This is a genomic window from Novosphingobium sp. TH158 (genome assembly GCF_002855555.1).
Taxonomy (GTDB): domain Bacteria; phylum Pseudomonadota; class Alphaproteobacteria; order Sphingomonadales; family Sphingomonadaceae; genus Novosphingobium.
Map to the genome: position 1 here is coordinate 2,087,130 of NZ_PKRT01000001.1, position 12,443 is coordinate 2,099,572.

General features: G+C 64.9%; 15 protein-coding genes and 1 pseudogene. 8 read left to right on the plus strand and 8 right to left on the minus strand.

All coding sequences use genetic code 11. The annotated features are described in order from the left end of the window. The first annotated feature begins 108 nt into the window (after window positions 1-108). The 3 genes from C0V78_RS10310 to C0V78_RS10320 all read left to right on the plus strand — a co-directional run bounded on the left by C0V78_RS10310 (window position 109) and on the right by C0V78_RS10320 (window position 3,764). Entirely contained in the window at window positions 109-1,632 is a 1,524-nt protein-coding gene (locus C0V78_RS10310; RefSeq protein ID WP_101797634.1) for a fumarate hydratase, read from the plus strand. Window positions 1,633-1,747: 115 nt separating this feature from the next. Further along, window positions 1,748-3,016, plus strand: a complete 1,269-nt coding sequence (locus tag C0V78_RS10315) for a sensor histidine kinase (RefSeq protein ID WP_101797635.1) — start codon at window positions 1,748-1,750, stop codon at window positions 3,014-3,016. Window positions 3,017-3,035: 19 nt separating this feature from the next. Next, on the plus strand, window positions 3,036-3,764 hold the full coding sequence (locus C0V78_RS10320) for a LytTR family DNA-binding domain-containing protein (RefSeq protein ID WP_101797636.1): 729 nt from the start codon (window positions 3,036-3,038) through the stop codon (window positions 3,762-3,764). Window positions 3,765-3,847: 83 nt separating this feature from the next. On the opposite strand, the gene C0V78_RS10325 is transcribed toward C0V78_RS10320, so the two are convergent. Next, window positions 3,848-4,144 carry a UrcA family protein gene (locus C0V78_RS10325; RefSeq protein ID WP_158241534.1) on the minus strand — a complete coding sequence of 99 codons (297 nt, stop codon included), beginning with the start codon at window positions 4,142-4,144 and terminating at the stop codon, window positions 3,848-3,850. A gap of 201 nt (window positions 4,145-4,345) precedes the next feature. Between C0V78_RS10325 and C0V78_RS10330 the strand changes: the two genes are divergently transcribed. After that, window positions 4,346-4,612, plus strand: coding sequence for a hypothetical protein (locus C0V78_RS10330; RefSeq protein WP_101797638.1), 267 nt, complete (start codon window positions 4,346-4,348; stop codon window positions 4,610-4,612). A gap of 43 nt (window positions 4,613-4,655) precedes the next feature. Then, the gene (locus C0V78_RS10335) at window positions 4,656-5,399 is read left to right on the plus strand and encodes a metallophosphoesterase (RefSeq protein WP_101797639.1); all 744 of its coding nucleotides are present in this window, start codon (window positions 4,656-4,658) and stop codon (window positions 5,397-5,399) included. On the opposite strand, the gene C0V78_RS10340 is transcribed toward C0V78_RS10335, so the two are convergent. The 6 genes from C0V78_RS10340 to C0V78_RS10365 form a co-directional block, all read right to left on the minus strand. Then, window positions 5,392-6,087, minus strand: a complete 696-nt coding sequence (locus tag C0V78_RS10340) for an HPP family protein (protein ID WP_101797640.1) — start codon at window positions 6,085-6,087, stop codon at window positions 5,392-5,394. The two genes, C0V78_RS10335 and C0V78_RS10340, sit on opposite strands and share 8 nt — an antisense overlap. Window positions 6,088-6,175: 88 nt before the next feature. Continuing rightward, window positions 6,176-6,694 carry a 30S ribosomal protein S9 gene (rpsI, locus tag C0V78_RS10345; protein ID WP_101797641.1) on the minus strand — a complete coding sequence of 173 codons (519 nt, stop codon included), beginning with the start codon at window positions 6,692-6,694 and terminating at the stop codon, window positions 6,176-6,178. Further along, the gene (gene rplM / locus C0V78_RS10350; protein ID WP_101797642.1) at window positions 6,694-7,173 is read right to left on the minus strand and encodes a 50S ribosomal protein L13; all 480 of its coding nucleotides are present in this window, start codon (window positions 7,171-7,173) and stop codon (window positions 6,694-6,696) included. The genes rpsI and rplM overlap by 1 nt, the downstream gene beginning before the upstream one ends. Window positions 7,174-7,316: 143 nt before the next feature. Then, window positions 7,317-8,048: a hypothetical protein gene (locus C0V78_RS10355; protein WP_101797643.1), complete on the minus strand. Its 732-nt coding sequence runs from the start codon at window positions 8,046-8,048 to the stop codon at window positions 7,317-7,319. Beyond that, window positions 8,045-8,368, minus strand: a complete 324-nt coding sequence (gene cutA, locus C0V78_RS10360) for a divalent-cation tolerance protein CutA (protein ID WP_254049887.1) — start codon at window positions 8,366-8,368, stop codon at window positions 8,045-8,047. Before cutA ends, C0V78_RS10355 begins: the two co-directional genes overlap by 4 nt. Next, complete coding sequence (locus C0V78_RS10365) at window positions 8,365-9,405, minus strand: COX15/CtaA family protein (protein WP_101797645.1); 1,041 nt, start codon at window positions 9,403-9,405, stop codon at window positions 8,365-8,367. The genes cutA and C0V78_RS10365 overlap by 4 nt, the downstream gene beginning before the upstream one ends. A gap of 110 nt (window positions 9,406-9,515) precedes the next feature. On the opposite strand from C0V78_RS10365, the gene C0V78_RS10370 reads away from it, so the two are divergent. The 3 genes and pseudogenes from C0V78_RS10370 (at window position 9,516) to C0V78_RS10385 (ending at window position 11,520) form a co-directional block, all read left to right on the plus strand. Then, window positions 9,516-9,887 (plus strand): MerC domain-containing protein, encoded by a 372-nt coding sequence (locus tag C0V78_RS10370; protein ID WP_101797646.1) that lies wholly within the window; start codon window positions 9,516-9,518, stop codon window positions 9,885-9,887. A 17-nt stretch (window positions 9,888-9,904) separates the two neighbouring features. Then, a pseudogene (thiS, locus tag C0V78_RS10380) lies at window positions 9,905-10,909 on the plus strand (sulfur carrier protein ThiS). An 83-nt stretch (window positions 10,910-10,992) separates the two neighbouring features. Further along, the gene (locus tag C0V78_RS10385) at window positions 10,993-11,520 is read left to right on the plus strand and encodes a hypothetical protein (RefSeq protein WP_101797648.1); all 528 of its coding nucleotides are present in this window, start codon (window positions 10,993-10,995) and stop codon (window positions 11,518-11,520) included. A 10-nt stretch (window positions 11,521-11,530) separates the two neighbouring features. Here C0V78_RS10385 and C0V78_RS10390 read toward each other — a convergent pair whose 3' ends face one another. After that, complete coding sequence (locus C0V78_RS10390; protein ID WP_101797649.1) at window positions 11,531-12,316, minus strand: sterol desaturase family protein; 786 nt, start codon at window positions 12,314-12,316, stop codon at window positions 11,531-11,533. Between the last annotated feature and the right edge of the window lie 127 nt (window positions 12,317-12,443).

A 12,443-nucleotide genomic window follows, 5' to 3' on the forward strand; every position in this document is an offset into this window, starting at 1 on the left:
CGTTTTGTCGTGAATTGTCGCCGTGGCGAAGCTGCAACGCTTTGACCTCTACGTCCCCCGGGCCTAGAGCCGGCCCGAATACCACGGCAGCAAGAGGAGTCCGGTGCAATGGCCGACATGGTGATCATCCGCGAGGAAGACCTGATCGAAAGCGTCGCCGATGCGCTGCAGTACATATCGTACTACCACCCCATGGACTATATCCGCGCGCTGGGCGAAGCCTATGAAGCGGAACAGGGCCCGGCGGCGAAGGACGCCATTGCCCAGATCCTCACCAACAGCCGCATGTGCGCCGAAGGCCACCGGCCGATCTGCCAGGACACCGGCATCGTCAACGTCTTCGTCGAATGGGGCCAGAACTGCCGGCTCGAATCGGAAAAGTCGCTGCAGGACGTGGTCGATGAAGGCGTGCGCCGCGCCTATCTCCATCCCGACAACAAGCTGCGCGCATCGGTTCTCGCTGACCCTGCCTTCACCCGCCGCAACACCCGCGACAACACGCCCTGCGTGCTGCACGTGACCATGGTGAAGGGCAACAAGGTCTCGGTCGATGTCGCGGCCAAGGGCGGCGGCTCGGAGAACAAGTCCAAGTTCAAGATGATGAACCCCAGCGACAACATCGTCGACTGGGTGATCGAGATGCTGCCGCAGATGGGCGCCGGCTGGTGCCCGCCGGGCATGCTCGGCATCGGCATCGGCGGCACGGCGGAACACTGCATGCTGCTGGCCAAGCAGGCGCTGATGGAGCCCATCGACATGGGCCAGCTCAAGCAGCGCGGCCCGCAGAACGATATCGAGGCGCTGCGCATCGAGATTTTCGACAAGGTCAATGCCCTCGGCATCGGCGCGCAGGGCCTGGGCGGTCTGTCCACGATCCTCGACGTCAAGATCCTCGACGCGCCGTGTCATGCCGCGGGCAAGCCGGTGGCGATGATTCCGAACTGCGCCGCCACCCGGCACGCGCACTTCACGCTCGACGGTTCCGGGCCCAGCTTCCTCGAAACGCCCAAGCTCGATGAGTGGCCGCAGGTGCACTGGAAGCCTGATGCGGCGGCAAAGAAGGTCAACCTCGATACCCTGACGGCCGAGGAAGTCCGCAGCTGGAAGCAGGGCGATCGCCTGCTGCTCAACGGCAAGATGCTCACCGGCCGCGATGCCGCGCACAAGCGCATCCAGGACATGCTGGCCAAGGGCGAATCGCTCCCGGTCGATTTCAAGGGCCGCGCCATCTATTACGTCGGACCTGTCGATCCGGTGGTTGGCGAAGTGGTCGGCCCGGCCGGCCCGACGACCGCGACCCGCATGGACAAGTTCACCGAGATGATGTGCGAGCTTGGCCTGCTGGTCATGATCGGCAAGGCCGAACGCGGCCAGGGTGCAACCGATGTGATCGCCCGCAGCAAGACCGCCTATCTCATGGCGGTCGGCGGTGCGGCCTACCTTGTCGCCCGCGCTATCCGCGAGGCAAAGGTTGTCGCCTTCGAGGACCTGGGCATGGAAGCGATCTACGAATTCACCGTGGAAGACATGCCGGTAACGGTCGCGGTCGATTCGGAAGGCAACAATGTCCACCAGCTCGCCCCGCTTGTCTGGAAGGACAAGATTGCCAGCGAAGGCCTGCTGAAGGCCTGAACGACGGGGAGGCCGGGCAAGAATGCCTTCGCCTCCCCCTCGACCAACTGCCGACCGGTCTCGACAAAGCGGCTGGCCCCGCAGGCCATGCGCGCCTATCCCCCGTGATGCGTGCATGACTGAGACCACCGCCCCGCCGCCGCGCGTTCCCGCCCGGCTTGTCCTCGCTTCGATAGCGGGGCTCTGGTTGTGCTACCTCGTTGTCGCCACGCTGCGCAGCTATCTGGTCGGGCTGGAGTTCCAGGGCCCGCTGTTCTGGCGCCGCCTGGCCGTTACCATCGCCTCCATGGCCGTAACGGCAGGCATCTGGCCCTTGCTGCGGCTGCTCGATGCCCGCAGCCTGTGGGCCAAGGCGATCACTGTGGCCATCGTCGCTTTCCCCGCCTCGCTGGCGCTGGCGGCGATTAACCAGTGGGTCTTTTCCGACATCGAGAACCAGGTCGTCGCCAAGATCGGCGAGCGCGAGGGGATACGCATCCGTCGCGACGAGGCAGGCAACGTGCTGGTCGATGTTCCCGGCCTGAAGCGCGAGGCGGATTCGGCGCCCAGCGATGAAGCCCCGATCGCCTTGCCCACGCCCGAGCCGCACGTGCGCACGATTGCCCAGCAGGAAGCCGATGCCGATGCGGCGGTAACCATCGATCCGGCGACCGCCGAGGAAACCCGCTGGCGGCAGCTGACCGATGTTGCCCTTTCGCGCTACTTCCTGATCATTGCCTGGGCGGCAATCTACCTCGCCTTGCTGATCGCCGAGCAGGCGCGCGTCGCGGAGCGGCGCGAGGGTGAATATCGCCGCGCCGCCAAGCAGGCAGAGCTGCGGTCGCTGCGCTACCAGATCAACCCGCACTTCCTGTTCAACACGCTCAATTCGCTGTCCTCGCTGGTGATGACCGGCAAGCAGGAAGCGGCGGAAACCATGATCCAGTCGCTTGCCTCTTTCTATCGCCGCGGGCTTTCCGAAGACCCGACGGGCGATCACCCGCTGTCGGAAGAAATCGAGCTGCAACGCCTCTATCTGGAAATCGAGGCGGTGCGCTTCCCTGAGCGCCTGAAGCTCAGCGTCGATGTCTCGCCCGAGCTGGGTCTGGTACCGGTGCCGGGCATGATCCTGCAGCCGCTGGTGGAAAATGCCGTGAAGTATGGCGTGGCCCGCTCCACCCGCCCGGTGACGATTGCCATCGCCGCGCGAAGCGAATTCGGGCAGCTGGTGATCAGCGTTGCTGACGATGGCCCCGCCCCGGCTTCCGAAGAACACGGCATGGGCATCGGTCTTGCCAACGTCCGAGATCGGCTGAACGCCCGGTTCGGCGATGCCGCGGGCTTTGTGTCCGGTCCCGTTCCGGGCGGCTATCGCACCGAACTGCGGTTGCCGCTGCCGGGCTAGTCGAGAGAACAAGGGGACCATGGAACAGCCACTGCGCACACTGATTGTCGATGACGAGCCGCTGGCGATCGAGCGGTTGCAGGTCCTGTGCCGGCAGATCGGCGGGCTCGAGGTCGTCGGCACGGCAAGCGACGGCGCCAGTGCGCTGCGCGAGGCAGGTGCGCTCGATCCTGATCTTGTCCTGCTCGACATGACCATGCCCGAACTCGACGGGCTGGGTGTCGCCCGCGCCCTGGCCAAGGCCAAGAACCCGCCCGCCCTGGTTTTCGTCACGGCGCATGACAGCTTTGCCGTCGAGGCGTTCGATCTCGATGCGGTGGACTATGTGCTCAAGCCCGTCGCGCCGGACAGGCTTGGCCGCGCGATCCAGCGGGCCGTTGCTCGTCGCGGCGAAACGCGCGTTGAAGCGCCCAGTCCATGGATTTCCGAATTCTGGGTGCCCTATCGTTCGGAACTGCTGCGGGTTGCGGCGGCCGATGTCGATCGTATCGATGCCGAACGGGACTATGTCCGCCTGCATGTCGGTGACCGGTCGTACCTGCTGCTGCAAACCGTTTCCGGGCTGGAGGCGCGGCTCGATCCCGCGATGTTCATCCGGCTGCACCGGTCCACCATCCTGCGCCGCGACCGCATCACCGGACTGAGGCATGACGGCCTCGGCGTCTGGTCGGCAGAGCTGTCCGACGGTTCGGCGGTGCGGATCGGCCGTACCTACCTGGCGCGCGCCAAGGCCATGGCAGGGCGCTGATCCACACAATGAACCCGGGCCGAGGGGACTGTTCGGCCCGGGTCAGTCTAGCGGAATGCCGGTCTGTTTATGCTGGGGCGGGTTCAGCCGCCCTTGCCGACACGATTCTGGTAAGCCTCGATCCGGGCGAGAACGTTCTCGCGAAGGTCCTTGTGGCACTTGCTGGAGGGAATGCGCGTTCCGGTCCGGGCGGTGTCGCTGCAGACCTGCTTCGCGGCCGAACGGATGCGCTGGTCAAGTGTCGACTGGCCGCTCTTGCTGTCGAGATCGAGATCGTCGAACTTGATGCTGGCCTTCGGTGCTGCCGTGGTGTTGGCAGATGCAACGGCGGGGGCTGCCAGGGCGGCAATGGCCAGGGCGGGGGCAAGCATGAACTTCATGGGGACTTCCTTGGTTGCACGCGGTGGGGGGTGTCCGCGCATTGACAGGCTATGGCAGGATCGCCGCGATCGGGAGCCTTGCTCGACCTTCGCCGGAACCGTGCCGACGAAAGGTGTGTTACATCGATAAACCACCAACCGGAGCCGGTGAACGTCATGCCGGCTGGTCAATCGACCGCCCGGTGACTAGACAGGAAGCCCATGGCGCTGATCATCGTCTTCATCTTCGGCGTGGCGAATTTCGCCATGCACAAGGCCGTGCTGGAAAGCGGGCACCCGATGCTGGCGCAATTGCCTTCGTTCTTCCGCAGCCCCGGTGGCCGGATCAGCCTGATCGTCGAGTTCCTGCTGCTGCTGGGAACCATGCTGCTCGTTTCGGATGGCGCGGGGCACTGGGCATGGGGCTATGGCGCCTATTCCGCGATGAACGCGCTCTCCGCCTGGCTGATCCTTACCCGCCGGATATGATGGGGCTTGCCATGGTCATGCGCTTGGCTCCATGCGCCGGCCAATGAGCCAGCCCTTCCTCCTGTTCCACGTCAGCGACCTGCACTTCGGTTATGAAGACCGCAAGGCGCTGGACTGGTTCGCCCAGGAAGTGGCGGATGTGCAGCCCGACGGTGTGATCTGTACCGGCGACCTGACGATGCGGGGCACCGCGCGGGAATTTGCCGCGGCTCGCAAATGGCTTGAAGGTCTGGGCGTTCCGACGCTGGTCGAACCGGGCAATCACGACATGCCCTATTACTACAACCCGCTTGGACGCCTGCTGCGCCCTTACCGCCATTACGAGGCGCTGCGGCTGGCGGTTTCGCAGGACCTCGATTTCGCCGAGGTGGAAGTTGTCTCGCTTCGCACGATCTCGCGGGCGCAGCTGCGGCTTAACCAGTCAAAGGGCAAGGTGAAGCAATCGGCGCTCGACAGGGCGCTGGCGCGGCTGGCGCAGCACGCGGAAAAGCCGTTGCGACTGGTCGCCTGCCATCACCCCCTGGTGGAAGCCGATACCCATGCAACGGCCTCCACGCGCGGTGGCAAGCGGGCGCTTGCCGCTCTTGCGCGGGCGGGCGCCGATGCCGTGCTTTCGGGCCACGTGCACGATGCATTCGACAAGACGGTCGAGATCGACGGCTATGCCATCCGCATGATCGGTGCGGGGACCCTGTCCGAGCGTGTGCGCACCACGGCGCCGAGCTACAACCGGCTGTCGTGGAGCAGTCAAACTGGGCTTGCCGTGGAGCCGCGCAGCCTCAGCTGAGGGCGCGGGCGCGCACCCGCGTTTCGACCGCGTGCAGCAGGGCGAGCAGATCCTCGCGGCTGACGTCGAGCACCTCGTCCCACTCTTCCAGGACGGCATCGAGGTCAGCATCCTCGATGTGGCCCACCCATGCCGCCGGGATCGGTGCGGGAACGGGGCGGTGCGGCCAGGAGTGGCCGCTGAGCTGGTGCCAGCCCCATCCGCACACGACCATCAGGATGACATTGAGCACCAGTGGCAGCAGCAGGTAGTTTGCGTTCATCGTACTGACCGCCGGCGATGCCAGCACGGGCAACAGGGCAGTGCCGCCTGCGGGTGCGTGCAGGCAGCGGGCCATGCTCATCACCGCGACCGACAGGCCCACGGCCAGGGCGGCGGCCAGCCAGGGAAGCGGCACAAGGGCGTGGCAGGCAAGTCCGGTAAGCGCGGCGAGCAGGTGCCCTCCCACGACTGGCCAAGGCTGCGAAAGCGGGCTTGCCGGAAGCAGGAAGACCAGCACCGCGCTGGCCCCCATCGGCGCAATCAGCCAGGGAAGGGTCGGGTTGCTGGGCAGGATCAGGTGGCTGGCCCAGCCGGTAAGGGCGATGGCCAGCATGGCCCCCAGCGCTCCCGGGAGCCAGCCGGAATGGCCGACGGCCGGCATGGTCTGCGGCGTTGCGGCGACGAAATGCGGGGTGCTTGTCTGCATCCTGGTGCTCATGCCGAGATGGCGAAGCCAAGAAAAAGGGGCCGACCTTGCGGCCAGCCCCTGATTCGAAACGGGTTTGAGCCCCGGATCAGCGCTTCGAGAACTGGAAGCTGCGGCGTGCCTTGGCGCGGCCGTACTTCTTGCGTTCGACGACGCGCGGGTCGCGGGTAAGGAAGCCGGCAGCCTTCACTGCACTGCGCAGTGCCGGTTCGAACTTCGACAGGGCCTGGGCAATGCCGTGCTTCACGGCGCCGGCCTGGCCCGAGAGTCCGCCGCCCTTGACGGTGGCGATAACGTCGTACTGGCCGACGCGATCCGAAACCTGGAAGGGCTGGTCAATGACGAGGCGCAGGGTCGGACGAGCGAAGTAGACTTCCTGATCGCGGCCATTGACCGTGATCTTGCCCGAGCCGGGCTTGAGCCACACGCGGGCCACGGCGTCCTTGCGGCGGCCGGTGGCATAGGCGCGGCCCTGGGCGTCAACTTCCTTGTCGCGCAGCGGAGCGGCGGGACCGGTGCGGACCGGAGCTTCGGTGGTCGCTTCGGCGGCAACGCCTTCAGCGAGGTTGCCGAGATCGGCGAGATCGGTGACGGTGTTCTCGGACATTATGCGCCCACCTTGTTCTTGCGGTTCATGGCAGCAACGTCGAGCGGCTGCGGCTGGGTGCCGCCATGCGGATGCTCGGTGCCGGCGTACAGGTGCAGGGCGCGCATCTGGTCGCGGCCCAGCGGTCCACGCGGGATCATGCGCTCAACCGCCTTTTCGAGCACGCGCTCGGGGAAGCGGCCTTCAAGCACCTTGGCAGCCGTGACGGCCTTGATGCCGCCGGCATAGCCGGTGTGCTTGTAATAGGTCTTGTTGCCCAGCTTGTTGCCGGTCAGGCGAACCTTGTCGGCATTGATGACGACAACATGATCGCCGCAATCGACGTGCGGGGTGAAGCTCGGCTTGTGCTTGCCGCGCAGGATATTGGCGATGATCACCGCGAGGCGACCGACCACCAGGCCATCGGCATCGATCAGATGCCACTTCTTTTCGACCTCGGCCGGCTTGATCGACCGGGTCTGCTTGCTGAGCGCCTTCATGGCTGTTCGAATCCCTGAATTGCTGGTGTGCCGACGGGTGCCGGACGACCGGGAAGGCGCGCCAATGTGAGAAAGCGTGGCAAAAGTCAAGCTTCCCCGCGCCTTTGCGGAGAGGTAAAATAATACCGTTGCGGCAGTAAAGCTCAGTCGCGGGCAACCATCCGCCAGGTTTCCAGGCTCAGCCGCCGGGTGCCGTCCAGTTCGGTGAGCACGCGCCGCTCGAACCGATCGAGCAACCCGCCGCTGGCCTGGCTGGCCTGCAGCGTGACGGTAACCTTGCCCTGCCTGCCATCGGGCAGCGGCACCTCCTGGACATGGGTCTGCTGATCGGAGCCGGGTCGGAACAGGTCTGCCGGCCAGTTCGGGCCGACAACCCGGCTCTGGGTGACGATCCGCTGGACCATCTGGGTTGCCACGGACCTGTGCTCGCGGGGCATCGCGATCTTTTCGACCGAGCTGTTGACCAGGTCCTTCGCCTTTTCTGCCGCCGGCAGGTCGGCGGCGGGGGCTTGTGCGACGATGTAGCCCTGCGCGTTCAGCCGCAGCGGGAAAAGGCCATCGTCTTTGCGCGCCTTTTCAATCGCGGCGAGCGGTGCCAGCTCTGCCGGCGCTTCCACCTCGGTGACCACCAGTGTCCCGTCGACCCGCCAGCCTTCGCCCTCGCGGACAAAGCGCAGTTCGTAGCTGCGGCGGCTGACGATCTCCACGCCCGGGGCGATCACCTTGCGCAATTCGCGCGTCAGCATCACGGGGCTGGAGGGGGCGGCAAATGCGCTCTGGACCATGCCCTTGGCGGCCGCCGGTCCTGACAGGACAGGCGAGAGCGCGCCGGCCAGCAGCCATGCGGAGTGCAGTTTGCGGTTACGCCGTTTCATGCGACCAGAGCCCCCAGCCAAGCACTCGTCCCCGGTGCCGCCGTATCGCAGCGCCAGGCGAGAATCGCAGGATCTTCATAAGGATGGAGTTGTCCAAGCCGCGTGACAAGTGTTTCAAGCAGGGCGGCGTCGGTCTTGAACAGAACGCCGACCTCTTCTGCCTCGCCCCGTTCGCCCTGCCAGACATAGATCGATCGCATGCCGGGCAGCAGGTTCGCGCAGGCGGCCAGCTTTTCCGACAGCACCGCGTTCACGCAGCCTTCGGCCGAATCGCTGTCGGGAAACGGGCACCAGGCCAGCGCTGGGCCCTGCGGCTTCACCTCTGGCGACCCAGCCCGTGCGCGCCCCACGCGGTCGCCATGACCACAAGCGCGCCGACCGTCTGGTGCAGCACGGCAAGCCATAGCTCGACGCCGGTCATGACCGTGGCAATGCCCAGGATGATCTGCAGGCCGAACGCCGAGTGAATGGCGATCGAGGCTGGGCGCAGGCTCTTCCGGATCCGGCGCGCAAGGATCACCAGGATGGCGACCACGCCCCAAGCCCACCAGCGATGGAGGAAGTGCACGAGGAACGGATCGTTGAGCACGGCGTGGATCACGCCCTGCGACCAGTCGATCCCGTCGGGCCAGAACCGGCCCATCATCAGCGGCCAGTCATTGGCGACATGGCCTGCCCTCAGGCCTGCGACGAGCGCCCCGAGGAACAGCTGCAGGAACAGGGCGGCCAGTGCGAAGATGCCGAAGCCGGTCAGCCGCGCCGGCTTCTCCCCGCGGGCGAGGGCGTGCATGTCCAGCGCGGTCCAGGTCGTGTAGGTCAGGGTGAACAGGGCAAGCAGCAGGTGCGTTGCCAGGCGGAAGTGGCTGACCTTCACATCGGCATCGCCCGAAAGGCCGGACTTCACCATCCACCAGCCGACGACCGCCTGCAGCAGCCCCAGCCCCAGCAGGCCCAGCAGTCGCGGCTTGAACCCTGCCGGGATCGACCCGCGCAGCCAGAACCAGGCCAGCGGCACGACGAAAGCCAGGCCCAGCCCGGTGCGGACCAGGAAGCGGTGGAACCATTCCCAGAAGTAGATGAACTTGTATTCCTCAAGCGTCATGCCCGCCGGGCCGTTGACCTGGGTGTACTGCGGGATCTGCTTGTAGGCCTCGAATTCGGCGTGCCACTGCTGTTCACTGAGCGGGGGAAGAACGCCGGTGACCGGTTTCCATTCCGTGATCGAAAGCCCCGATTCCGTCAGCCGGGTGATCCCGCCGACGGCGACAACGCAGACGATGATTGCCGCTACCAGCCACAGCCATCGTGCAAGGATCAGCGGGCGGATGCCGCGCGCCGGGGTATGGGCACTGTTCATGGGGCTCCCCTGCAATTGCCGGCCATATTTCGCAACCCCGAATGCAGCTTTCAAGGGCGCCCGGCGGATACATCTTGAAGCATGTTATGTTATCACATAGATGGGAGCCAATGAACGGTTCCCTCGCCTCGATTCGCAGGCGGCTGGACCGCGCGGGTATCCTGCTTTCGGGTCTGTGCGCGGTGCATTGCCTTGCTTCGATCCTGCTGGTCAGCGCGCTGGGCCTTGGCGGCCAGTTGCTGCTTGCCCCGGCTATCCACCGGGTCGGGCTTGGTCTGGCGGTAGCCGTCGGTGCGGTCACGCTGGGAATCGGCATTTCGCGCCATGGCCAGCTCTGGCCGCTGCTGATCGGCACCTCGGGCCTGCTGTTCATGACCGCGGGCCTGCTCGTCCCCCATGGCGAGATGGAAGCCATCATGACCATCGCCGGCGTCTCGATGGTTGCCGTTGCGCACATCATGAACTTGCGCGCTTCGCGCTGAACGCTATGGCGCTGGCCATGAGCCAGCAAATCGCCCTCACCGTCAACGGCGAACCGCGCCGTACCGCGCCTGGCAATTCCGTTGCGGACCTTGTCGCGGAAATCGGACTTAACCCGAAGAAGGTGGCGGTCGAACGCAACGGCGAGATCGTCCCGCGCGGCACGCACGGCGATGTCGTGCTGGCCGATGGTGACGTGCTGGAAATCGTGCATTTCGTTGGTGGAGGCTGAACCTTGTCGGAAGATACCTGGTCACAAGATACCTGGACCGTTGCCGGTCGCACCTTCACCTCGCGGCTGATCGTCGGCACCGGCAAGTACAAGGATTTCGCGCAGAACGCCGCTGCCGTCGAGGCGAGCGGGGCGGAGATCGTGACCGTGGCCGTGCGCCGGGTGAACATCAGCGATCCCAAGGCGCCGATGCTGACCGATTTCATCGATCCCAAGAAGATCACCTACCTGCCCAACACAGCCGGCTGCTTCACCGCGGATGAAGCGATCCGCACCCTGCGGCTGGCCCGCGAGGCAGGCGGCTGGGACCTTGTCAAGCTTGAGGTGCTGGGCGAGGCACGCACCCTCTATCCCGACATGCGCGAAACGCTGAAGGCTTGCGAAGTGCTGGCCAATGAAGGTTTCGCACCCATGGTCTACTGCGTCGACGATCCGATTGCAGCAAAGCAGCTCGAAGATGCCGGTGCGGTGGCCGTCATGCCGCTGGGCGCACCGATAGGTTCGGGCCTGGGCATCCAGAACCGCGTGACGATCCGCCTGATCGTGGAAGGCGCCAAGGTGCCGGTGCTGGTCGATGCCGGCGTCGGCACGGCGAGCGATGCCGCAGTCGCCATGGAGCTTGGCTGCGACGGTGTGCTGATGAACACCGCGATTGCCGAAGCGAAGGACCCGATCCGCATGTCGCGCGCCATGAAGCTGGCCGTCGAAGCCGGTCGCCATGCCTATCTTTCCGGACGAATGGCTACCCGCAAATACGCGGATCCCTCCAGCCCGCTGGCAGGATTGATCTAACTTTCTTGGTTAACGCGAAAGTAACCAAAGTCTGGTGAACTGTTCCCGTGTGGAGAGATCCACGGCAACAGGGATACCGGATAATGGCCAATCTTGCCGCCGCCTCGCTGACAATAGCGGAACTGCGTGAATTCGCGAGTTTTTCGGCCTGCGAACAGCGTTACATCAAGCGCAGCCTCGATGTCGGGCTGGGGCGGCAGGATGCCTTCAAGTTGTGGTCTCGCGATGCCGAGGAAAGCGCCTCGATCCGCAGCCAGTACGTTGCCTATCAGGAGCTGAAGGTCCTGCGCTGCGCGATCCCGGACGAAACCGGGCTCGACGGGGTGGAGGATTTCATGGGCAAGCTGATCCGCGTCACGGCCTTCGACCTCGCGCAGGGCAGCCTGGGCTGCTTCTCTTCCTATCGCTTCCTTTACGAGCGCCTGCTCGGCCCCGAAGTGCGCCCCTGGTTGCCCAGCGCGTTCTGTGGCGCGGCGGCATTGCCGCGCATCCACCCGTCGCGGCGCAAGATGCTGCTGCAATCGATCAGCGAGGCAGCAGCAACGGCGCCGGGCTGGTCAAGCCGGGCGCCGAGCTTCTATCCGGAATGGGTCGACAAGGAGGCGGCCTGAAGGACTTGCCTCAGGCCTTCTTCTTGCGCGTCATGCCGGAATAGCCGCCCTCGCCATGGTCGAGGGTGCCGAACATCCAGTCGTACAGCAGCGTGATCGTCGCGAAATTGCCGCCCGTGAACTTGGCATGGTGGTGATGGTGCATGTCTGAAGCGTATTTGGCATAGCCCCAGAGGAAGCGCCCCTCACCCCACAGGTTGTGGTTGTGCAGGTTGATCTGCGAAAAGGCCACGAACGTCACGACAACCGTCACCACGTCGAACCGGCCCATGATTGCCGACAGCGCCGCGATTGTCGCAACATAGAGCCCCAGACCGATCGCCACTTCCAGCGGGTGGATATAGCTTGAATCCATGCGGCACGGATTGTGCTGGCGATGGTGGATTGCGTGCATCCATTTCAGCGGACCGCCCAGGAACGGGCTGTCATGGAACAGGAAGCGGTGCGTCAGGTAATAGAAGAAGTCATAGACCATCAGGACGATGAAGCAGTCGAGCAGCGTCCCCCAGACGGACTGGAAGCCCGGCTTCAGGCAGAACGGCAGGATGGCGAGGAAGATAACCACCTGGAAGCCGATCGCCCACTTGCGGTTCCACTTCTGGTTGGCCGAATAGGACGGCTTTTCCATGCGGCTTGCCAGCGCTTGCTTGTTCAGCCTGACTTGCGCGCCGATTGCGGGAATCAGGCTCAGCAGCTTGCTGCCCACCAGCGTGACGACGATGATGCCCACAAAGGCATAAAGCGAAAGCAGGCCTTCCCAGTTGCGGGCAATTCCCGCGAAAAATTCCGATTCCATTGACATCTTTCTCCCCCGAGAACGCAGTTCTCGTGCGCGGTCGTTACCACGATCGTGACGGCCGGACAACCATGCGGCATCCCGTGAAGCCAGGCTCGGGCCGCAAGGCATTGTACGGGTTTCAATT

Coding starts and splice junctions, on each gene's coding strand:
- C0V78_RS10310 (WP_101797634.1), top strand. CDS start 109: ATGGCCGACATGGTGATCATCCGCGAGGAAGACCTGATCGAAAGCGTC.
- C0V78_RS10315 (WP_101797635.1), top strand. CDS start 1,748: ATGACTGAGACCACCGCCCCGCCGCCGCGCGTTCCCGCCCGGCTTGTC.
- C0V78_RS10320 (WP_101797636.1), top strand. CDS start 3,036: ATGGAACAGCCACTGCGCACACTGATTGTCGATGACGAGCCGCTGGCG.
- C0V78_RS10325 (WP_158241534.1), bottom strand. CDS start 4,144: ATGAAGTTCATGCTTGCCCCCGCCCTGGCCATTGCCGCCCTGGCAGCC.
- C0V78_RS10330 (WP_101797638.1), top strand. CDS start 4,346: ATGGCGCTGATCATCGTCTTCATCTTCGGCGTGGCGAATTTCGCCATG.
- C0V78_RS10335 (WP_101797639.1), top strand. CDS start 4,656: ATGAGCCAGCCCTTCCTCCTGTTCCACGTCAGCGACCTGCACTTCGGT.
- C0V78_RS10340 (WP_101797640.1), bottom strand. CDS start 6,087: ATGCAGACAAGCACCCCGCATTTCGTCGCCGCAACGCCGCAGACCATG.
- rpsI (WP_101797641.1), bottom strand. CDS start 6,694: ATGTCCGAGAACACCGTCACCGATCTCGCCGATCTCGGCAACCTCGCT.
- rplM (WP_101797642.1), bottom strand. CDS start 7,173: ATGAAGGCGCTCAGCAAGCAGACCCGGTCGATCAAGCCGGCCGAGGTC.
- C0V78_RS10355 (WP_101797643.1), bottom strand. CDS start 8,048: ATGAAACGGCGTAACCGCAAACTGCACTCCGCATGGCTGCTGGCCGGC.
- C0V78_RS10365 (WP_101797645.1), bottom strand. CDS start 9,405: ATGAACAGTGCCCATACCCCGGCGCGCGGCATCCGCCCGCTGATCCTT.
- C0V78_RS10370 (WP_101797646.1), top strand. CDS start 9,516: ATGAACGGTTCCCTCGCCTCGATTCGCAGGCGGCTGGACCGCGCGGGT.
- C0V78_RS10385 (WP_101797648.1), top strand. CDS start 10,993: ATGGCCAATCTTGCCGCCGCCTCGCTGACAATAGCGGAACTGCGTGAA.
- C0V78_RS10390 (WP_101797649.1), bottom strand. CDS start 12,316: ATGGAATCGGAATTTTTCGCGGGAATTGCCCGCAACTGGGAAGGCCTG.